Annotated in this window: 18 protein-coding genes and 1 tRNA gene; 10 read left to right on the forward strand and 9 right to left on the reverse strand. The window is 69.7% G+C overall.

Features of this window, described 5'->3' with window-relative positions:
• Positions 1-28: 28 nt before the first annotated feature.
• Together PCC79_RS14205 and PCC79_RS14210 are read left to right on the forward strand one after the other, a co-directional pair.
• Complete coding sequence (locus tag PCC79_RS14205) at positions 29-1216, forward strand: DUF1015 domain-containing protein (RefSeq protein WP_342372206.1); 1188 nt, start codon at positions 29-31, stop codon at positions 1214-1216.
• 110 nt (positions 1217-1326) lie between these two features.
• Positions 1327-2178: a D-hexose-6-phosphate mutarotase gene (locus tag PCC79_RS14210; protein ID WP_342372207.1), complete on the forward strand. Its 852-nt coding sequence runs from the start codon at positions 1327-1329 to the stop codon at positions 2176-2178.
• 40 nt (positions 2179-2218) lie between these two features.
• On the opposite strand, the gene lepB is transcribed toward PCC79_RS14210, so the two are convergent.
• Entirely contained in the window at positions 2219-2884 is a 666-nt protein-coding gene (lepB, locus tag PCC79_RS14215) for a signal peptidase I (protein WP_342372208.1), read from the reverse strand.
• Between the two features lie 194 nt (positions 2885-3078).
• Between lepB and PCC79_RS14220 the strand changes: the two genes are divergently transcribed.
• The 4 genes from PCC79_RS14220 to PCC79_RS14235 all read left to right on the forward strand — a co-directional run bounded on the left by PCC79_RS14220 (position 3079) and on the right by PCC79_RS14235 (position 6711).
• The gene (locus PCC79_RS14220; protein ID WP_232549856.1) at positions 3079-4587 is read left to right on the forward strand and encodes an acetyl-CoA hydrolase/transferase family protein; all 1509 of its coding nucleotides are present in this window, start codon (positions 3079-3081) and stop codon (positions 4585-4587) included.
• Positions 4588-4923: 336 nt separating this feature from the next.
• On the forward strand, positions 4924-5523 hold the full coding sequence (locus PCC79_RS14225) for a TetR/AcrR family transcriptional regulator (RefSeq protein ID WP_232549855.1): 600 nt from the start codon (positions 4924-4926) through the stop codon (positions 5521-5523).
• A 55-nt stretch (positions 5524-5578) separates the two neighbouring features.
• On the forward strand, positions 5579-6181 hold the full coding sequence (locus tag PCC79_RS14230) for a hypothetical protein (protein WP_232549854.1): 603 nt from the start codon (positions 5579-5581) through the stop codon (positions 6179-6181).
• Positions 6178-6711, forward strand: a complete 534-nt coding sequence (locus PCC79_RS14235) for a type II toxin-antitoxin system PemK/MazF family toxin (protein WP_342372209.1) — start codon at positions 6178-6180, stop codon at positions 6709-6711. The genes PCC79_RS14230 and PCC79_RS14235 overlap by 4 nt, the downstream gene beginning before the upstream one ends.
• A gap of 234 nt (positions 6712-6945) precedes the next feature.
• On the opposite strand, the gene PCC79_RS14240 is transcribed toward PCC79_RS14235, so the two are convergent.
• The 7 genes from PCC79_RS14240 to PCC79_RS14270 all read right to left on the reverse strand — a co-directional run bounded on the left by PCC79_RS14240 (position 6946) and on the right by PCC79_RS14270 (position 14968).
• A complete protein-coding gene (locus tag PCC79_RS14240; RefSeq protein WP_232549852.1) occupies positions 6946-9000 on the reverse strand; it encodes a hypothetical protein in 2055 nt (684 codons plus the stop codon).
• Positions 9001-9058: 58 nt separating this feature from the next.
• Positions 9059-10117, reverse strand: coding sequence for a glycoside hydrolase family 130 protein (locus PCC79_RS14245; RefSeq protein WP_232549851.1), 1059 nt, complete (start codon positions 10115-10117; stop codon positions 9059-9061).
• Positions 10118-10177: 60 nt separating this feature from the next.
• Entirely contained in the window at positions 10178-11065 is an 888-nt protein-coding gene (locus PCC79_RS14250) for a carbohydrate ABC transporter permease (RefSeq protein WP_232549850.1), read from the reverse strand.
• Positions 11062-11940, reverse strand: a complete 879-nt coding sequence (locus PCC79_RS14255; RefSeq protein WP_342372210.1) for a sugar ABC transporter permease — start codon at positions 11938-11940, stop codon at positions 11062-11064. The genes PCC79_RS14250 and PCC79_RS14255 overlap by 4 nt, the downstream gene beginning before the upstream one ends.
• Positions 11941-12092: 152 nt before the next feature.
• Positions 12093-13421 carry an ABC transporter substrate-binding protein gene (locus tag PCC79_RS14260; RefSeq protein ID WP_232549848.1) on the reverse strand — a complete coding sequence of 443 codons (1329 nt, stop codon included), beginning with the start codon at positions 13419-13421 and terminating at the stop codon, positions 12093-12095.
• A gap of 110 nt (positions 13422-13531) precedes the next feature.
• Positions 13532-14557, reverse strand: a complete 1026-nt coding sequence (locus PCC79_RS14265; RefSeq protein ID WP_232549847.1) for a LacI family DNA-binding transcriptional regulator — start codon at positions 14555-14557, stop codon at positions 13532-13534.
• A 340-nt stretch (positions 14558-14897) separates the two neighbouring features.
• Positions 14898-14968 (reverse strand) — tRNA-Gly (locus PCC79_RS14270).
• 210 nt (positions 14969-15178) lie between these two features.
• Between PCC79_RS14270 and PCC79_RS14275 the strand changes: the two genes are divergently transcribed.
• From PCC79_RS14275 to ppgK, 4 genes are all read left to right on the forward strand, one after another.
• Complete coding sequence (locus PCC79_RS14275) at positions 15179-15805, forward strand: DUF1707 SHOCT-like domain-containing protein (protein WP_342372211.1); 627 nt, start codon at positions 15179-15181, stop codon at positions 15803-15805.
• An 83-nt stretch (positions 15806-15888) separates the two neighbouring features.
• Positions 15889-16503, forward strand: a complete 615-nt coding sequence (locus tag PCC79_RS14280) for a PH domain-containing protein (RefSeq protein WP_342372212.1) — start codon at positions 15889-15891, stop codon at positions 16501-16503.
• Positions 16500-18128: a PH domain-containing protein gene (locus tag PCC79_RS14285; RefSeq protein ID WP_232549844.1), complete on the forward strand. Its 1629-nt coding sequence runs from the start codon at positions 16500-16502 to the stop codon at positions 18126-18128. Before PCC79_RS14280 ends, PCC79_RS14285 begins: the two co-directional genes overlap by 4 nt.
• Positions 18129-18144: 16 nt before the next feature.
• Entirely contained in the window at positions 18145-18924 is a 780-nt protein-coding gene (gene ppgK, locus PCC79_RS14290) for a polyphosphate--glucose phosphotransferase (protein WP_232549884.1), read from the forward strand.
• Between the two features lie 18 nt (positions 18925-18942).
• On the opposite strand, the gene PCC79_RS14295 is transcribed toward ppgK, so the two are convergent.
• Entirely contained in the window at positions 18943-19950 is a 1008-nt protein-coding gene (locus tag PCC79_RS14295) for a hydroxyacid dehydrogenase (protein WP_342372213.1), read from the reverse strand.
• Positions 19951-19974 lie beyond the last annotated feature (24 nt).

A 19974-nucleotide genomic window follows, 5' to 3' on the forward strand; every position in this document is an offset into this window, starting at 1 on the left:
CTTCCGGGGCGCCGATACGATCGGCGTCATGCCTGCGTTCGAGCCGTTCCTCGCCCACCGCTACGCCCCCGGCACCGACCTGACCCGGGTGATCGCCCCGCCGTACGACGTGCTGAGCGACGACGACACCGACGCGCTCGCCGCCCGCAGCGAGCACAACGTCGTCCACATCGACGTGCCCCGCGGTGGCGAGGACCGCTACGAGCGGGCCGCGGCGACCCTGCAGGGGTGGCTGGACGCCGGCGTCCTGGTCACCGACGACGAGCCGAGCTTCACGATCTACCGGATGGGGTTCACCGACGCGACCGGAGCATCGCGAGAGATCGTCGGCGTCCTCGGCGCGCTGGAGGTCGTGGACGCCGGCGCCGGCGGCGTCCTGCCCCACGAGCGCACCACCCCGAAGGCCAAGACCGACCGCCTCGACCTCACCCGCGCCACGGGCGCCAACCTCTCCCCCGTGTGGGGCCTGTCGCTGGCCCGGGGGCTCACGGCCGCGCTGGCCGAACCCGGCGAGCCGGTCGGCACGCTCGTGGTGGACGGCGTCACGCACCGTGTCGAGCGGGTCACCGACCCCGAGCGCATTGCCGCGATCGCCTCCATCGTCGGCGCCGACGACGTGCTGATCGCCGACGGCCACCACCGCTATGCCATCGCCCGCACGCACCGCGACGAGGTCCGGGCGGCGTCCGGCCGCACCGACACCACGGCCGAACGGACCCTCACCTTCATCAACGAGCTCGTGGAGGAGCAGCTCAGCATCGAGGCGATCCACCGCGTCTACACGGGCCTCAGCGCCGACGCGCTGCGCGACGCCCTCGCGGGCCGCTTTGACCTGACCCCCGCCCCCGAGCCCACACCGGCCACGCTCGCCGAGATGGTCCGCACCGGACGCCTCGTCCTGCTCACGGCCGAGGGCGCCAGCTGGCTCACGCCCCGGCCTGGGGCGTTCGACGGCGTCCGCGCCCTCGACGGCGCCTGGCTGGAGCACGCGGTGGAGGGCACCGGCGCCGAGGTCGGCTATCAACACGGCTTGGCGGAGGTCACCGGGTTGGTCTCCTCGGGCGCCGTCGCGGGGGCGGTCCTCATCCGGCCCACCTCCCTGGTCGAGATCGAGCGCACCGCCCGCGAGGGGCTGCTGATGCCTCCCAAGTCGACGTTCTTCACCCCCAAATTGCGCACCGGTTTCGTGTTGCGCCCGCTGGGCGTCACGGACTGATCGGCTTCACCGGGCGAGAGGGCCGCCGATTTCGCGCCGTGGCTGCACGGCCGGGGGCCGCGAACTAGGCTCAGGGCACCTGACGACTCTCCCGAGGAGGATCCTTCACCATGGCGTTCGAGACCACCACGAACCCGATGCGCGGCGTCGAGGCCAAGCACGGTTCGGGGCACTACGGCGTGTTCGAGCACGGGGCGCACATCTGGTCGTACCAACCCGACGGGCAGGCGCCCGTGCTGTGGCTCAGCGCGCACTCCGCCTTCTCCGACGACCAGCCGATCCGCGGCGGCGTTCCCGTGATCTTCCCGTGGTTCGGGCCCGGTGAGGAGGGCGACCCGGCGCACGGGTTCGTCCGCACCGCCACATGGCACCTGCAGGACACGAAGGACACCCTCGAGCGTGACGGACGCCTCCTCGTCGAGTACGAGCTCGACCAGGCGATGACCGGACGCCAGGACGGCCTGCCGCACCGCTACCGCGCCTACCTGCGCGCCAAGTTCACCCCCGAATACCTCGGCATCACGCTCGAGATCAACAACACCGGCGAGAACGTCATCACCTTCGAGAACGCTCTCCACACCTACCTGGCCGTCGGCGACGTGCGCGAGGTCACCGTCTCCGGCCTCGACGGTGCGACGTACTTCGACAAGGTCACCGGTGAGACGCAGACCCAGTCCGGTGACATCACCATCACCGGTGAGACCGACCGGGTGTACACGAGCGAGGGTGAGGTCGTCGTGCACGACCCGGTGCTCGGCCGCACGCTCGTCATCGCGAAGAGCGGCTCGGCGAACACCGTGGTGTGGAACCCCTGGGTCGACAAGGCCAAGGCGATGCCCGACTTCGGCGATGACGAATGGACCGGCATGCTCTGCATCGAGGCCGCCAACTGCCGCGACGGTGCGATCACCCTGCGGCCCGGTGAGATGCATCAACTTCGGCAGCGGATCGCGCTCGCCTGACGTCCGCGTGACGCGGCTGGCCCCGGCGTCTCGCCGTGGGTCAGCCCACCGGGCCGGGCGGCCAGAGTTTCGCCACCACGCGTCCGGCCACGCGCTCGGCGGGGACGAAGCGGGCACAGTCGGACGCCGGCGCGGTGCCCCGGCACAGCACCATCGAGTCGGGAGCCACGCCGCGGTGGTCCCCCAGCACGAGCAGCCGCCCCGCGGGCACGGTCACGGGCGGGAAGCAGCGCTCCGATCGCGGCCAGGTGGCGCAGTCGAGGACGCCGGGGGTGAACGGCGCGTCGTCCACCGTGGCCGGTTCGACCCGCGGCTCCCCGTCGACGGTGATCCGCCCCTCGGCGTCACAACACACCACGGCGTCCCCGGGCAGCCCGACGACCCGCGTGATCGTCCAGAGCTGCCCACCCCCCGCCGCCGGGGACAGCTCCGCGTCCTCCCAGGTGGTGCCGTGGCCCAGTACGACGACGTCGCCGCGCGACGGGCCGTCCGGCCCCAACGCCCAGGACGAGGACAGCACGCGCTCGTCGCGCGTCAAGGTGGACGCCATCGCGTCGGAGGCCACGACGTGCACGCGCACGAACGCCTGCAGCAGCAACGCCACCAGCACCACGCCGGCCAGGACGCCTCCGACGGCCAACCAAGACGTCCGGCCCCCGCCCGCGCGCCGGCGTCCGGCCCGCCGCTCGGTTGCCGCACCGCTCACCTCACCCACCCCGTTTCCGTCACGCGCCCCTGCCTCCGCGGACGCCACTCTCCATGGTAAACAGCCCCTCCGACACCAGCCTGCCGGCCCTGCACCGGGCGGCTTCCACTGACTTGGGCCACGTTGCTCCGGGCGGCCGTGGGGCCGGGTCGTTCGGGCTAGGGTGGTCGTGATCGACAAGAGGAAGTGGTTGCATGTCCCGGATCCAGCACGAAAAGTTCCGTTCCAAGGTGATGTCGGCCGACGAGGCGGCAACCTTCATCGAACACGGGGACAACGTCGGGTTCTCCGGCTTCACCGGAGCTGGCTACCCCAAGCTGATCCCGGGTGCGCTCGCCACGCGGATCCGCGCCGCCCACGAGGAGGGCAAGGACTTCCAGATCGGGTGCTGGACGGGCGCGTCGACCGCTCCCGAGCTGGACGCCACCCTGGCCGAGGTCGACGGCATCAGCTATCGGATGCCCTACCAGTCCGACCCGGTGATGCGCAGTAAGATCAACGCCGGTCTCTCCGACTACAACGACATCCACCTGTCCCACTCCGGGCCGCTCGTCCGCGCCGAGGTGCTCGCGCCGCTGGATGTCGCGGTGATCGAGGTGGCGGGCATCAACGCCGACGGTGAGGGCATTCCCAGCTCGTCGGTGGGCAACAACGTCATCTACCTGGAGAAGGCCAGCAAGATCATCCTCGAGGTGAACAGCTGGCAGAGCCTCGACCTGCTCGGCATGCACGACCTCTACTACGGCTTCGCGCTGCCCCCGGATCGCCGCGAGGTCGACATCCTCGCCCCCGGCGACCGGGTGGGTCAGACCACGTACCGCATCGACGCCTCGAAGGTCGTCGCCGTCGTCGAGACCGATCTGCCGGACCGCAACTCCCCCTTCAAGCCGGCCGACGCCATCTCCGAGGCGATCGCCCAGCACTACCTCGACTTCCTGGCCAACGAGGTGAAGCACGACCGGCTGCCGAAGAACCTGCTGCCACTGCAGTCCGGTGTCGGCAACGTCGCCAACGCGGTGCTCGCGGGCCTGCAGGCCGGGCCGTTCAGCGACCTCACCTCGTACACCGAGGTCATCCAGGACGGCATGGTCGATCTCATCGATTCGGGCAAGCTCACCGTGGCGTCCGCCACCGCGTTCTCCCTGTCGCCGGAGTACGCCGAGCGGATGAACGACGAGGCGAAGAAATATCGCAAGAACATCATCCTGCGGCCCCAGGAGCTCTCGAACCACCCCGAGATGATCCGGCGCCTCGGCGTGCTCGCCTGCAACGGCATGATCGAGGCCGACATCTACGGCAACGTGAACTCCACCCACATCATGGGCAGCCGGCTGCAGAACGGTATCGGCGGTTCGGCCGACTTCACCCGCAACGCCTACATCTCCGCGTTCGTGACGCCGTCGGTGGCCAAGGGCGGGGCCATCTCCGCGATCGTGCCCATGGTCAGCCACCACGACCACACCGAGCACGACGTGCAGGTGCTGATCACCGAGCAGGGGCTGGCGGACCTGCGCACGCTGGCGCCGCGCAAGCGCGCGAAGCTCATCATCGAGAACTGCGCCCACCCCGACTACCGTCCGGCGCTGCTGGACTACTTCGAGCGGGCCCAGAAGACGGCGAACGGGCAGCACACACCCCACAACCTGGGGGAGGCGCTGAGCTGGCACGTCCGGTTCCTGGCCGACGGAACGATGAAGTCCTGATCGCGGGCGAAAGCCCCCCAGCGCGTTGGTAACTCTTCACAACGCCTTCCGGTCGCCGATTCGACGCGCAACTGCGGCGGGTCTAGGCGTGACGCCCGCGATGACTTCACCAGACCGCCCCGAGAAGGTGTGCAGAAGGCGTGTTCCTGGTCACCTACCGGGGGACGTCAGGCCTTGTCGGGGCGCGAAACAGGCGCTTTGGAGTTGACGCCGACGCTTATCATCACAAGACTGAATCGGAATCGTCACTCAACGATTCCTTGTAAATGATTGCAGTTCGAGCGGACCCGGGGGGTCCACCCCCCCTCGCACGGTCGAACTGGGGGGAGGATCTACATGAACACGGCTGCGCGCCCTCGGGGCCGTCGTCCGGGCAACGACGACACACGGGGCACCATCCGGGACGCCGCCAAGGCACTCTTCAGTGCCGAGGGCTATGACCGCGTGAGCCTTCGGGCGATCGCCCGCGCTGCGGACGTCGACCCGGCTCTTGTCCATCACTACTACGACTCCAAGGCCGCCTTGTTCGTCGAGGCGCTCCTGCCGACGGAGGTGGACCTCGCCGAGGTGCACCGCCACATCCTCGGCGGGGAGGTGGCCGAGGTCGGCCAGCGGGCCGCCAGGTCGTTCATCTCGGCGTGTGACGCCCCGGAGGTCAACGACGGCTATCTCTGGCTCATCTCCCAGGGAGAGCAACAGGTCACCCGCTTCCGGGCGGTCCAGGAGTTCACGGCACGGGAGCTGTACGCCCCCATCGCCGAGCACTTCGGACACGAGGACGCCGTGCTGCGGGGTCAGCTCGCGGCGGCTGCCACGCTGGGGCTCTTCGCGAGCCGCAACCTGCTGCAGATGCGGCCGCTGTCGACCACGGCGGTGCGCACTTTGGTGCGCACCACCGGCCATGCGCTCCAGCAGTACTTGGTGGACACCTGGTGATCCCGTTGGTTCGGGGACGGGCCTAGACTGGGCGTCCCCGAACCAGGACGGAGCCATGACGCATCCTGTGCCGACCGAACGCACGGACGCCGCACCTGCGGCGTCCGTGGCCGAGCCGGCCATCGGCACCGTCGCCGCCTCGAAGGACGCCACCACCGACCCGCGGACGGGCGAGCCGCGTCGGCCGTGGTCGATCTACGGGGCGGCGGCGTTGCTGTACCTGGGCGTCGCCGTGGTGTTCGCCGGCTTGCTGTGGGCGTTCTGGCAGAGCATCGACACGTTCGCCGAGGCGGCGTGGCTGCACCGGGTGACGCCCACCGAGCCGGGCTCACTGATCCGCGTGGCCATGGTCAGCGGTGAATTCGTGGTGGCCCTGGTGATCGGGGCCGCCGGAATCATCGCCGCGCACCATGCGTGGTGGGGGTACCGGTGGGCTCGGATCGCCGGCCTCATCGCCGTGGCGCTCAGCTGCGCCGCGCTCATCATCAATCCGCTGGCCAGCGCGGGCATCGCGTTCGCCGTGCTGGGCGCGATTCTGCTGTGGCTGCCGCCGTCGCGGGCGTTCTTCGCCCGCTGGCACCTGCGCCGCCACCCCGGCCCGCCGGTGGCCACGATCACCGACGACGTGTACTACGGCCCGCTGCCGAGGTACCGGTGAGCGGCCGCCTCGCCCGGGCCGTCGGCGTTTTGCGGCGCGTCGTGGGCCGCGCGCGGGCGTCCGCTGCGCTGGTGTCGACCACCCGGTCGGCCCGCCGTCCGCGAACCACCAAGCCCCGTGGCGGCTACCCCGGGGACTTCGAGGGTATGCCGACCGTGGCCTACACCCCCGTGGCCGGCAATCGGCCCGACCCGGGTGAGGTCGTGTGGGCGTGGGTGCCCTTCGAGGAGGACGCCACCCGCGGCAAGGACCGCCCGGTGCTGCTCATCGGACGCGACCGCTCCTGGCTGCTCGGGCTGCCGCTGACGAGCCTCGACCACGACCGCGACGCCGCCCAGGAGGCCCGCGCCGGCCGGTACTGGATGGACATCGGGACCGGCCCCTGGGATTCCCGCGGCCGGGCCAGCGAGGCGCGCGTCAACCGGATCGTCCGGCTCGATCCGGACGCCGTGCGCCGCACGTCGGCGGCCCTGCCCCGCGACGTGTTTGACCGGGTGATCGCCGAAGTCCGCGTGCACCGGGGGCACTGACGCCAGCTCGGCCTACCGCAGGACTTGACCAGATTGGTGCGCCGAAACCCTCCGACTGCTCGCCCCCGCCGCATTTCCGGTCGGCAAGGATGCGCCCGTCTTCCAAGAGCGAATGCGACAACCCCCTGTGGTCCAGGGACTCAAATCAACAGGGTCCGGCCTCGCGTAGCCCCAAGGATCGCGCTGGGCACCGCCCTCGCCACCAGCGCTGAACCGGCTGACGCAGGTCCGCCGTCAAAGGCCACGCGTCACGATGGTGAATCCCCCAGGTTCGATGCGCACGCGGCGGCCACGCATCAGGGCGGAGCCCTGCGACCGACCATCCGCGTCATATGAGGTGGCCACCAGCTTTCCCGAGCCGGCCAAGTCTGGACGCCTCTCCTCGACCCGGCGGCTCTTGGAGGTGAGCAGCACCATGCCCACGCCGTCGCTCTGCGAGGCCAGCATCGCGATCTCAGGCATGACAAGGAGCGCGTCCAGCCGAGCTGTTCCCCCGCGCACGAGCGCTTCGACCGACCTCTCGCCTCCCGCAACGCGTCCGTCGAGCTCGACAGGGGTGAGCCTCGTCGGGGCCGCGGCGTCACCGGGTGCCCCCACGGCGCCGTGATGGATCCACCCAAGCGGACGGCGTCTGCTCACAAACTTCGTCACCGCATGCGAGCCGGGCACCAACTCGACCACCGGCTGCAGCAACCGTGGCTCACGCGAGGCGGGCAGCGTCCACCTCAGCACGGCACCGGCCTGTGCCACGACCTGCTGACCGCTCCACGACGATTCGCCCGTCCACGCGGACGCCGGCGTCTCCACGGTCGCCGGGCCTTGCAGCGCAGCTGTTTCAGCCTCGACGACCACCAGACCGTTGCGCACCTGGATCTGGGCGGACGCCTTCGCGAGCGCCACCAATTCAGGGTTGTCGTCCAGCACGAGCATGGTCAGCAGCCCGTGGATCGTCGACTCGGCACCCGAGTTGCGGTTGATGCGTCCGTCCGCCTCGACGCCGTCGAACGTGACCCCGGTGGCCGGGTCGTAAACAGGCACGCCAGCCAGGTTCGCACCGAAGAACCAGCCCGCGGCGATTCCCGCCAGACGGCGGATGCCGTCACGCCGGGCAGCCACTCCCACGTCATAGCAAGCCCGCACGCGGGCGTCCGCTCCGTACGCGATCTGCACCTTCTCCAGTGGAACCGGCAGCCAACCGTTGTCGGGCCCCGTGGAGGTGAGGAGTTGAGCGGTGAACCCGGCGGTGTCGCCGATCGCCGGCCCCATGAGGTCGGAGTCGCCAAGGGCGATGGACGCCGCCGCCAGCCCTTGGGCCATCTCCGAACCCCAGGCGTGCCACAGGTCCAGCGACTCTGCCCACGGCATGAGGGCGCGGAACGGCCATTGGGTCGTGGTGCCACGATGGAACTCCGCCAGGCCTTGGGCAAACTGCCGGGTTGCCTTCACGGCCGCGGGCGACCCGGTCGCCTGCACATAGGCGGCCAGTCCGAGCAGGGCCTCGCTCGTGGCGTCGGCGCCCTGCGTGATCAGCCACGCGGGCACCTGGACACCGTGCAGGTCGTGGTAGGTGCCGTAACGTACGAGCACGTCGCGCTCGAGGGCTGCGATGGTGAGTTCCATCCGATCCCGCAGGAACGCAGCGAACGCCTGGTCGTGCTGGGCGAAGGCGGCGTACCCTTCGCCGTAGGCCCACACGGCGCGCGCGGTCCAGTACGACTCCCCCTGATCGGCCGGATTGGGGTTGTCCGGCGGGGTCGGTGTCGGGTTCAGCGTGCCGTCCGGCTGCATCCACAGCACGAACTCACCGGCGTACGGGCCGGTGAGGGTCTGGTAGTACGCCATGCCACGTAGCTGTCGGTAGGCCTGCTCGCGGGCGTGCGCCGAGCCGGTCTGCTGCCAGGCCCGCAGGTACACCACCGCCGCCCGGGCGATGTCATCGACGTCGTACGCCCCCTGTCCCCACGTGTCCGTGGCTGCGTCGTAGGCGCCACCGCCCACTGGCTGGTAGCTGCCGTCGGGGCGAACGTCCGCATAGACCCACAACTGGCCCACCTCCGGTTCCTCGGACAGCCGGTAGGTCGTGTGGGCCGCCGAAGGCGTCAGGCGGACGGCGGTGGTCAACTCGTCCAGGTGCCCCAGGTTGGTGAGGGGGGGCGCCGGCGCGGCGCCCGGGGTGGAGGCCGGGGCCGGAGCAGGTGCGGCGACGGCGGTGGCAGCGGAGAGCGCCAGCGGTGCGGTGACGACGCCGGCGAGCAGGGTGCGACGCCGGACGGGGTGATCGATGAGCATGACGTGCCTTTCGGGGTCGGGGATCGGCGCGCGAAGACCGCAGGGGAGGGTGACCGCGTCAGGGGGTGGCTCGGTCGAGCGAGGCGACGCCGATCGCCTCGTCAGCCATGCCGTAGAAGGTGAACAGGCGTCCGTCGACCTCGACGATCGCGGTGGGAAACACGACGTTGCCAACGATGCCGACACGTTCACGCTCTGTCTCGGGGGTGAGCAGCGGATGGGCGGTGCGGGCCACGACCCGGCTGGGGTCGGCCGCGTCCAGGATCATCGCCCCGGCGGCGTAGTGGACGTCCTTCTGCGGCGCGAAATCGTCCTCGATGATGGTGCCGGAGACACCGTGGTAAATCAGGAGCCAGCCTTCGGGAACGCGCACCGGAGGCGGCCCACCGCCTATCTTGAGCGCCTCCCAGGCCGTCTCAGAGCGAGCGATCTCCCGATGACCGAAGGGACGCAGCAGCGCGGCCGGGTCAGCCAGCGCGTCCGAAACCCGGACGTAGGAGAGCCAAATGGCTGCCCGATCATCGGTGACGCCGGCCGGCAGCGACACCTCTTGGCCACGGATGCGCCACATCGGGCGGTGTATGAACCCGAAACAGAGCTCACCTTCGGGGCCAGGGATGGGCTCGGGGAACCAGACCAGATCCTTGTTCGGGAACAGGTTGAGGTCGGTGTCGAGGTGGTCCTCATACCGGAACTGGACCGGCCCCAGGCGCGTCCACGTTGCCAGGTCACTTGAGGTGGCGAGGGCCGCGCGGGGGCCCAACGGACCGTATGCGACGTAGGTCATCACGTACAGCCCCAACGCCTCGATCCACGTGATGCGCGGATCCTCGACGCCCCCGTGGTCGGAGCCGCGCTCCCACCCGCGGTCGGGGCTCAGCACGATGCCGCGCCGCTCCACCCCGGTGGGGACACCGTCGGTCACCACCACATCGGCGACGGCGATGCGCGACCGGTTGCCAGCCGCGACCACGCGCGGGAAGAGCACGAGGCGCCCATCTGGCGCCCGCGCCGCCGCCGGGTTGAGGACGCCCTCCAGCTCGTGCGGGTCGCTGCGGTCGGGCGTCATCACGACCCCCCGCCGCGTCATCGTGTAGGGGAAGTCTGTATGGCTCATGCGGTCCTCTTTCGTGGTCTGGCTGGGGGTTTGAAGGGGCGTAAGAAGTGGGTCGATCGATCAGCCCTTGACGGCGCCGCCAACGACACTGGCCACGAGGTAGCGCTGCAGGAACAGGTAGACGATGAGCAAGGGCGCCGCGACGATGAGCGTCGCCGCCGAGAGCAGGCTCCATTGGCTCGTGTAGGTGCCCTTGAAAGCGAATAGACCGAGCGTCACGGGCCACTTCTCCTGGTCGGTGAAGAGGATGGTGGCCAAGATGATGTCGTTCCACACGCCGATCGCCTGCAGGATGAAGATGGTTGACAGCACGGGCGCCATCAGCTTGGGCAGGAACGTGAAGAGGTAGCGCAGATACCCCGCGCCGTCCATCGCGGCGGCCTCGTCGATCTCCCGGGGGATTGAGCTGAGGTAGCCCGTGACAAGGAGGGGTCCGACGCCGACACCCGAGGCCATGATCAAGATGTAGCCGAGCGCCGTGTCGTACAAGTTCAGGCGCAGCGCCATCTGGAAGACCGTGACCAGGGTGTTGGGCAGGAAGAGCATGGCGGCGAAGACGCCCTGCCACAGCCGGGGATGCTTGACGTATCCGCGAGCGACAGGGAACCCGATCATGAGGGACATGACGGTGCCCAAGGATGCGGCAACGAAGGTGTACAACACCGAGTTCAGCACGTAGTTGGCGAAGTTGCCCTGCTCCCATGCGGCGACGAAGTTGCCGAACTCTGGGGCTCGTACCAGGCCGGTGGGGTTCACCAAGAACTCGGCGTTGCTCTTGAGGGCCGTGTTGATCAGGAACAACAGCGGGTAGGCGTACACGATGATCACGATGAGCATCAGCGCGTAGCCGACGAGGGTGAGCGGCGTCAGTCGATGGCGCCCGACGGGGGTGTCTTCGCGAGCGGCGATGGGTCGTGGCGGGGCCGCGACGGGGAGGGGTGTGGTCACAGCGCCGTCTCCTTGGAGCGCAGGTACGCCAGCGTGGCCAGCGAGATGATCGCCACGATGACGAACTGGACGATCGAGATGGCGGCCGCGTAGCCCTGCGACTGAACGGTACCGCCTTGGGCTCCCCCGAAGCCTTGGGTGAAGATGGCGAGGCTGAGCACCTGGGTTGCCGGGTTGATCGGCCCGGTCAGCACGTAGATGAGCTGGTAGCTCTGGAGCGCACCAATGATGCACAGCAGAGTGTTGGCCGTCACGGACGGGGCCAGCAAGGGGATGGTCACATTGCGAAGCTTCTGCCAGTTGGTCGCTCCGTCAATGTCGGCCACCTCGTACAACTCCGGCGGGATGGCCTGCAGGCCGGCGAGATAGATGACGACGGCGACGCCGATTCCACTCCACACCTGCACGAAGATCACGAGCGCCATCGCGAGGTTCGGGTCCCCAAAAAATGCGCTGGACTGCCCAAACGCTGCCCACAGCTCGGCGGCCGGCCCGGCCGACGGGTTGAAGATCAGCGAGAAGATCAGGCCGATGACGGTGACACCCAGGATGGTGGGCAGGAACACGACGGCGCGGGCGAAGTTGCGCCCCACGAGGCGCTGGTTGAGCAGGACCGCGATGAACAGAGCGATCACGTTCTGGAAGAAAGTGACTGCAAAGGCGAAAACGAAGGTGTTCTTCAGCGCCGACAGGTTGTAGCCAATCTGGGCCGAAGAGAAGAACGTCAGGTAGTTCTCCACGCCGACGAAGCGTGTCGGCAGATAGGGCAGCGACCGGATGTCCGTGAACGAGATGACTAGGATCAGAACCGCCGGGACGAGCGAGAACAGGACAATCAGGCTCATTCCGATGGCGAAACTGATCTGGGCGGTCAAGCGCCGGCCGAAGACGATGTAGTTGCTACTGTTCCCGCCTTCCCCTCTCGGGTGGGTGGGGGGGGGGGCCCGGCCCGAGGGCCCCCACCGAGGGACGTGGTTGACGCGCGGCTCGGCAGGGCCCAGCCTTGCGTCTCAGCGGACGGCTCTATCTACTTGGCGGCGTCCCAGTCCCGCTGCGCGGCGTCGGCAGCCGCCTGCGCGTCACCGGCTCCCATCGGCTGGATGCCCTGCCAGTTGAACGGAAGGGCGGCTGCCTGGCCGGCACTGGTGTTGGCGATCCAGATGGTGTCCCACGCCGGTTCGAAGGTCTCGGTGTATTGCTCGATGCCGGTGTAGAACTCGTCACTCGCGACGCCCGGCTGCGAGGGCGCGAACCCTGCCTCGTCGTTGAACAACTCGTAGTTGTCGGCGAAGAACGCCATCCACGCCATGGCGGCCGGCTTGTTCTTGGCGTTGCTCGGCACTGCGAGGCTCAGCTCCGCCTTTCCGCCCAGGGACGCGTTGTCGGCCGCGGTGTCGCTGGCGGGCAGCGGGAAGTAGCCGAAATCAACTCCCCCTGCCTCGCGCAGCGAGCCGACGTTCCACGTCCCGTCGGAGATCATCGCTGCCTGGCCATTGAGGAACTCGGAGGTCATCTGGGAGTAGTTGGAGCCCGCGAAGTTGGGCTGGCCGTACGAGTAGACCTTTTCCACCTTCTGCAGCACCTCGAGCTGCTCGTCGTCGTTGAGCGCGATCGTGTGCTCGTACAAACCCTGGGCCAGATCCTGCTTGGCCTGGGCCGTGGGGTAGGTACTCTGCACGACGCTGAGCATGATGATGCCGGCGGTGTCCTTGCCGCCGATCGAGATGGGCGTGATGCCATTTGTCTTGAGGGTCTCACACAGGGTGATGAACTCGTCCCACGTCGTGGGCGGAGTCAGGCCGTTCTCCGCGAAGATCTCCTTGTTGTAGGTGAGGCCCGTGTAGTAGGAGAGGCCCGTCGGCACCGTGTAGTTCTTGCCCTTGTACCGAGTTTGCTCCAGCACGGACGGGGTGAACTTCTCCATGAAGGCTTGGTCGGTGAGGTCCACGAACCCCCCGGCATCGGCGAGTCGGGCATCGTCGCCCATGTTGGACTCAGGCACGTAGCTCGGTAGTTCCCTGGGGTTGGCCAGTCCCACGTCGATGCTGCCTGCGGTCAGCCGCGAGGTGCGAGCCTGGTTGTAGTTCTCGTTGGGCACTGCCGTGAAGTTGACCGTGACGTTGGGGAACTCCTCGGCGAAGGCGTCGTTGACGGCCTTGAATCCGGCGTCTGAGCCAGCGGCACTCGACACCAGGATGTTGAGCTCACCGTTGACAGCCGCAGTGTCCGTCGGCACTGATGCGGGAGCCGGTGCCTCCGCGCCCGAGCATGCGCTGAGCGCCAGAGCGGTCGCGCCCGCAAGGGCGATCAGCCGGAAATATCGTGCGCGTCCGGCGCGCAACTTCATCGTTGCCATGGGGGTCCTCCCGTATCCGAAACGTTTCGGTGGGCAGACAGTAGCAGTCGTGGCCACCCATGCAACAGAGGTCGAGGCGGCCCCTCAGATCGCTTTGTGCGAGTACGCACTTAGTGGCCGGGGGGCGGTGGGGCGGTCGAGCCCGCCAGGACGAGGCCGGCCGGCTCGATGTGGGCGTGTTCCACGGCACCACCGGCGATGCGGTCGAGCAGCAGTTCAGCGGCGCGGCTTCCGAGGTGGTGGGGCGAGGTGCGTACCGTCGTGAGCGGTGGCGAGATGTAGGACGCCAGTCGGATACCGTCGAAGCCGGTGACCGACAGCTCTTGCGGGACGCGGACGCGGCGGGCGCCCGCACGCGACACCAGGCCGATAGCCATCAGATCGTTGGCGCATACGACGGCTGTCGGGGGTTCGGGCAGGTCCAGCAGTGCGTCGGCGGCCTTCGCCCCGCTCTCGGTGCTGAAGTCACCGCGGACCAGCGGCCCGGGGGGCAGACCGGCCTCGGCGAGGGCATCGCGCCACACCTGCTCGCGCTCCCCTGAATGCACAAACGCTGCCGGTCCGGCCAGGTGCGCGACGCGCTCATGCCCAAGGCTGAGCACGTGGGCCATCAGATCGCGAAGGCCCGAGTGGTGATCCTGAGTGACTGACGACGCAGCGCCTCCCGGTGGGGTGACGTTGATCGCCACCGCGGGCAACGCCAGCTCCTCGACCATGGCGAAGCGCGGGTCGTCGGCCTGCACGTCAGTGAGGAAGACGCCGTCGACCACGCCGCCGAGCGCCCAACGCGGCATGCGCTCCAGCACCTTCTCGGGGGTCGCGGCCAGCATGAGCACCAGCGCGTGCCCGGCCGGGTCGAGCACGGTTTCGACGCCCCCGAGGAAGCCGGCGAAGAACGGGTCGGCCTCTAGGACGGACGCCGGCCGCTGCAGGAGCAGGCCCACCGCCCATGCGCGGCGGGAGACGAGGCTCCGTCCCTGCATGGACGGAACCCACCCCATCCGCTGCGCCGCCTCCAGCACTCGTTCACGTGTAGTCGGCGCCACACCGTCGCGACCGTTCAGTGCTGCCGAGACCGTGCTGATGGCGACGCCCGCCTCACGGGCGACATCGACGATGGTGACGCGTCGGGCCACACCCTCTCCTGTCGCTCGGGTTCTGCTCAGCGTAGCGCCGCGACGGACGTGCCCAAGCGTCGAGCGCGGCTGGTGAGCTGGACGTTGAGCGGCCAGGGCCGCGCGTTCGCCCAGCGGGGTGAGCACGCGGGATTGATGTTCCTGATCTGGCATGCGAGCGTCAACGTGGCGCTGGATAGCAGCACCGGACGGGGACACAGTGACCGCGCGATGGCTGAGGGGCGTGGACGCCTTGTGGAGGGCAGCGTGGCCATCTATTAAGCACTGTACTTCGGGGATGGGGCTCAAGCCGAGGGAGAAACACCTGTGACGTGCCGCCTGGCAAGCCCCGTTCGATGGGAGCGGGCGACGGGAATCGAACCCGCGTGTCCAGCTTGGGAAGCTGGCGCTCTACCATTGAGCTACGCCCGCAGTGTTGCTCGCGCAACCCGGCCATTCTAACCACGTCCCCCCGCCGCCCGCATGTCGCACCGGTCCCGGCCAGGCCGGCGGCCCGCCCGGCGGATGCGCGGCGGATGCGCGGCGGCGGCGTCAACTCACCCTTCAGGGTGGCCCCCGAGCGACCCCGGGTCGCCGACGCGAGGTCTCGCCACGGCGTCCGCCCCCGCTTACGGTGGAGCCATGACCGTCTCCCCCGACCCTCGCCAGCCCGGACACATGCGCGTCGGGGACGCCGACCGCGGCATCGTCGCCGACCTGCTGTCCGCCGCCTACGCCGAGGGGCGCCTCACCCGTGACGAACACGGCACGCGCCTCGAACAGGCCATGGCGGCCCGAACGTTCGACGACCTGCGCGGCCTCACGGCCGATCTCGTGCCGGCCACCAACACCGGCCGCACGATCGGAGCTTTCAGCTCGTCGGGATCGGCGCAGATCGACCGCACGGCGGGTTCCTCCGAGGCCGACACCTCCTTCGCCATCTTCGGCGGCGTCGAGCGGAAAGGTCCCTGGCACGTCCGCCGCCACGTCTCAAACATCACCCTGTTCGGCGGCACGGAGTTCGACCTCAGGGACGCGACCTTCGAATCCGACGTGGTCGAGATGAACCTGTTCTGCGCCTTCGGAGGAGTCGACATCACGGTGCCCGAGGGGGTCAACGTCCGCAACGAGACGGTCGCCATCTTCGGCGGGACGAGCGTCTCCCGCGTCCACCCCGTGCCGGGCGCTCCGACGGTCGTCCTCAAGGGACTCGTTCTCTTCGGCGGCGTGGACGCCAAGGGGCCCCGCACGAAGAAGCGCGACCGGTGATGCGGGGCCCCGCATCCGACTCGACCTCTGACTCGACCGAGGGCGCTGCCCCACTGTCAGACCCCGCACCTAGGGTGGGCGACATGCAGGCTCTCCGACCCGATCAGCACCCCGCCGACCCTGAACCGGTGCCGACCGCCGTGTCCCCGGGTGGTGCCCTGCCGCCGCTCCCGCCGGCATCGGAGGATCGTCTCGGCCCGCCCGACGTGCCCGCCGTCTTCGCGCCGCCCGCTGACACGTGGCGCCGCGTCTCACCCAAGCTCATCACGGTCCGCCGGATCAGTTCGTCGATCACCTTTGCGGTGCTCGCCCTCATCACGGCCGTGCCCGTCTGGTTCATCTGGGAGCAGGCCTGGGCCGCCGCCATCCCGCTGGTGGTGTTCTTCCTGTGGTGGTTGTGGGCGTGGATCCGGGCCGGCCGGGTCGTGCGCGCCATCGGCTACGCCGAGCGTGAGGCGGACCTGTGCGTGACCGAGGGACTCTGGTTCAAGCACCTCCTCGTGGTTCCGTTCGGTCGCATGCAGGTGGTGAAGGTGTCGTCCGGCCCGCTCCTGCGCGCCCACGGTTTGGCGACCGTCGAGCTGGTCACGGCGTCCGCCACGACGGACGCCACCATTCCGGGCCTGCCGCTGGAGGAGGCTCGCATCCTGCGGGACCGGCTCATCGAGCTCAGCGACGCGAAGGGGTCGGGGCTGTGACCGACCGGCCCGACACCGCCCAGGGCGCGCCCGGAGACGACGAAGCAGCCCCGCTTGGCTCGCTCGGCCCGCCGCCCGCCGACGCCCCCGGTCGCGTCGTCGTCGAGGAGCGGATGCACCCCCTCAGCCCGTTGGTGAGCCTGTGGATCGGCGTGGTCGCGTTCGGCTGGTTCGCCCTCACGTCGATCCTGCAGGGCGACCGCACGTTCGCCGACATGTCGGACCTCGTGGGCCGCATCCCGTGGTGGCTGCTCTTCCTGATGGGCGCCCTGCTGCTGGGGCTGGCGTGGGGCTACTGGTCGTGGTGGACGACCAAGTTCATCATCGACGATGCCGAGCTGCGCATCGAGAACACCGGTGCGTTCCAGGAGTCCAAGCGCATCGCCTTCTCGCGCATCCAGTCCATCGACATCACCCAGCCGTTCGCCGCGCGCCTGCTCGGCCTGGCCGAACTCACGATCGACGTGGGGGCGGACACGTCCACCAAGCTCGCCTACCTCAAGCGCGGACGCGCCGCCGAGATCCGCGACTACCTGATGGTGCGCGCCCACGGCCGCTCGGCCTCCACGAAGGACGCCGCCACCCCGGACGCCGCCGCCTCCGCCTGGGACGACCTGTCGGCCCGCGACGAGATCCTCATCCGGCTCAGCCCCGGCGAGGTCATCCTCGGTGCCGTGGCCTCGCTCGAGGTCATCGGTCTGCTGATCGCCTTCGGCATCCCGATGGCCATCGCCGCTGCGTTGGACGTGCCGGCACTGGCCGTGGGCACCGGGATCATTCCGCTGGCCATCGCGCTCGCGGGTTTCCTGAGCAACAGACTGTTCGGCCAGTTCAACTACACGCTGGCGCAGACGTCCGCCGGCGTCCGCATCACCCGGGGCCTGTTCACCCTGAAGAGCCAGACGGTGCCGGCGCACCGCGTGCAGGCCATCCGGATCAGCCAGCCGCTGCCCTGGCGCTGGCTCAACCGTGCGCGGCTGGATGTGACCGTGCTCGGCCTGGGGCTCGGCGGCGACGGCGAGGGCCCCGCGACGACGATGCTGCTGCCCATCGGGCGACCCCACCAGGTGCAGGCGGCGCTGGCTGCGCTCTGGCCCGGGCTGGAGCTGGATCGCCTGACCTTCAACGGCCCGCCGCGGCGTGCCCGGTGGCTGGACCCGTTCGCGTTCCCCTGGCTGGGTTACGCGCTGGACGACCAGGTGGTCGTCAGCCGCCTCGGCTGGCTCAACCGCACCCAGCAGATCGTGCCGCACGCCCGCATGCAGTCGGTGCGGCTGACCCAGGGCCCGCTGGAGCGGCGCGTGGGCGTCGCCACCGTGCAGCTGCACACCACCAACCCGCTCGGGGAGCGGATCGTCCACATCGACGCCGACGAGGCACGGGGCCTGGTGTTCAGACAGATGGACCGCGCGCGCTCCTCCCGCACCGACGAGTTGCTGGATCCCCCCGGGCTCCGCGAGACGCTGGTGCATCGTGCGGACGCCCCCGCCGATGCCAACGTCTGGTTGCTGCGCACCCACACCGACGCCGCCGCGGAGCAGCAGCCGGCCCCGGTCGCCGGTTACGACCGGTCGTTCGATACCGGGGGTGCCGGTCTGGCGGACGCGAGCCCCGAGGCTCGCTAGGCTCTGCGGCATGAAGATCCGTCACGCCCTGGGCATCGACATCGGGGGCTCCGGCATCAAGGGAGCCATTGTCGACCTCAAGAAGGGCGAGTTCTCGACCGACCGCCTTCGCATCCCGACGCCGCAGCCGGCCACGCCCGAGGCCGTCGCCGACGTCGTCGGCCAGATCGCCAAGCACTTCTCCGAGGAGCTGGGCGACGGCCCCATCGGCATCACGATCCCGGCCATCGTGCAGCACGGCATCACCCGGTCGGCCGCCAACATCGACCCGACCTGGATCGACGCGGAGGCCGAGAAGATCTTCGAGGAGCGCCTGGGCCGCGACATCACGCTGGTCAACGACGCGGACGCCGCCGGCGTCGCGGAGGTCCGGTGGGGCGCGGCCAAGGGGCACCCGGGCCTCGTCATCGTGACGACGCTCGGCACCGGCATCGGGTCGGCGCTGATCCACAAGGGCGAGCTGATCCCCAACTCCGAGCTCGGCCACCTGGAGATCGACGGCCACGACGCGGAGTCGCGCGCGGCGGCGTCCGCCCGGGAGCGGGAGGGCCTGGACTTCGACGTGTGGGCGACCGAGCGCCTGCAGCGGTACTACGAGACCGTCGAGTTCCTGTTCTCGCCCGACCTGCTCGTGGTGGGCGGGGGCGTCAGCAAGAAGGCGGACAAGTTCCTCCCGCTGCTCAAGCTCCGCACCGAGATCGTGCCCGCCGAGCTGCGCAACGCGGCCGGCATCGTGGGTGCGGCGTGGCTCGCCGCCGATCGACTGAAGAACCCGGACGTCCTGATCAAGAAGTGACCCGCCGCGCGGGGCACCTCACGCCATCGTCGCGAGCATGGCGGAGGTGACCTCGCCGCGGGGGCGGCGTCCGGCGAGGACGTCGGCGACGGCGTCCACCGCCATGCGGCCCATGCGGTGCAGCTCGAGCCCCTGCGACCCGGCCCAGTGTGGGGTCAGCGTGACGTTCGGCAGCTCCCAGAGCGGGTGGTCGGCCGGCAGCGGTTCCGGGGTGGTCACGTCCAGGATCGCGCGGTGGCGTCCCTCCTTCAGCACGGCGACGAGACCGTCCTGATCGACGATCGCCGGCCGGGCGGTGTTGATGAACGTCGCGCCGTCGGGCAGGGACGCGAGCAGCTCACGGGTGACCATGCCGCGCGTGGCCGGCAGGTCGGGGGCGTGCAGGCTGACGACGTCGGAGCGGGCGAACAGCTCGGCCAGCTCCACCTTCGTGGCGCCCAGGGCGGCGGCGTCGGCGTCCGACACGTAGGGGTCGAACAGCAGCACCTCGAGGTCGAACGGGGCGAGCAGCGCCATCACCCGCCGGCCGATGGAGGAGGCCGAGATGATGCCGACGACCCGCCGGTAGTTGCCCACCCGGGCGAACGCCGGGCCCGCGTAGGCGTCCGGATCGGCCCACACGGTGCCCCGGCTCGACCGATAGACGGCGGCCGCATCGGGCACGGCCTTGCCGGCCAGCAGGATCCACCCGAGCGTGAACTCGGCGACCGGCACCGCGTTGGCCTCGGCCGCGGAGGTCACCACGATGCCCCGACGCCACACCTCCGGTGCGAGCAGCGCCCTCACGCTGCCGGCCGTGTGGAACACGTGGGTGAGGCCGGGCAGCCGGTCGAGGGCGGCGGCGTCCAGACGGGGCGAACCCCACCCGGTGATCAGGAACGCGATGTCGTCACCCTGCGGCGGTTCCACCCCCGGGTGCGCCGTCAGGTCGAGCGCACGGTGCATCGCAGCGAGGTCGCCCGGCGCGAACATCCTCTCCGGCAGGCCGGCAGGCATGGCGAGGACGGCTCGGGGACGTTCGGTCATGGCCTCACGCTACCGAGTCGGGGC

The organism is Propioniciclava soli, from assembly GCF_038502305.1.
GTDB classification, from domain to species: Bacteria; Actinomycetota; Actinomycetes; order Propionibacteriales; family Propionibacteriaceae; genus Propioniciclava; species Propioniciclava soli.

Excerpts from the sequence above, each read along its gene's own strand:
- PCC79_RS14205 (WP_342372206.1), top strand. The coding sequence starts at position 29 with ATGCCTGCGTTCGAGCCGTTCCTCGCCCACCGCTACGCCCCCGGCACC.
- PCC79_RS14210 (WP_342372207.1), top strand. The coding sequence starts at position 1,327 with ATGGCGTTCGAGACCACCACGAACCCGATGCGCGGCGTCGAGGCCAAG.
- PCC79_RS14220 (WP_232549856.1), top strand. The coding sequence starts at position 3,079 with ATGTCCCGGATCCAGCACGAAAAGTTCCGTTCCAAGGTGATGTCGGCC.
- PCC79_RS14225 (WP_232549855.1), top strand. The coding sequence starts at position 4,924 with ATGAACACGGCTGCGCGCCCTCGGGGCCGTCGTCCGGGCAACGACGAC.
- PCC79_RS14230 (WP_232549854.1), top strand. The coding sequence starts at position 5,579 with ATGACGCATCCTGTGCCGACCGAACGCACGGACGCCGCACCTGCGGCG.
- PCC79_RS14240 (WP_232549852.1), bottom strand. The coding sequence starts at position 9,000 with ATGCTCATCGATCACCCCGTCCGGCGTCGCACCCTGCTCGCCGGCGTC.
- PCC79_RS14245 (WP_232549851.1), bottom strand. The coding sequence starts at position 10,117 with ATGAGCCATACAGACTTCCCCTACACGATGACGCGGCGGGGGGTCGTG.
- PCC79_RS14260 (WP_232549848.1), bottom strand. The coding sequence starts at position 13,421 with ATGGCAACGATGAAGTTGCGCGCCGGACGCGCACGATATTTCCGGCTG.
- PCC79_RS14275 (WP_342372211.1), top strand. The coding sequence starts at position 15,179 with ATGACCGTCTCCCCCGACCCTCGCCAGCCCGGACACATGCGCGTCGGG.
- PCC79_RS14280 (WP_342372212.1), top strand. The coding sequence starts at position 15,889 with ATGCAGGCTCTCCGACCCGATCAGCACCCCGCCGACCCTGAACCGGTG.
- PCC79_RS14295 (WP_342372213.1), bottom strand. The coding sequence starts at position 19,950 with ATGACCGAACGTCCCCGAGCCGTCCTCGCCATGCCTGCCGGCCTGCCG.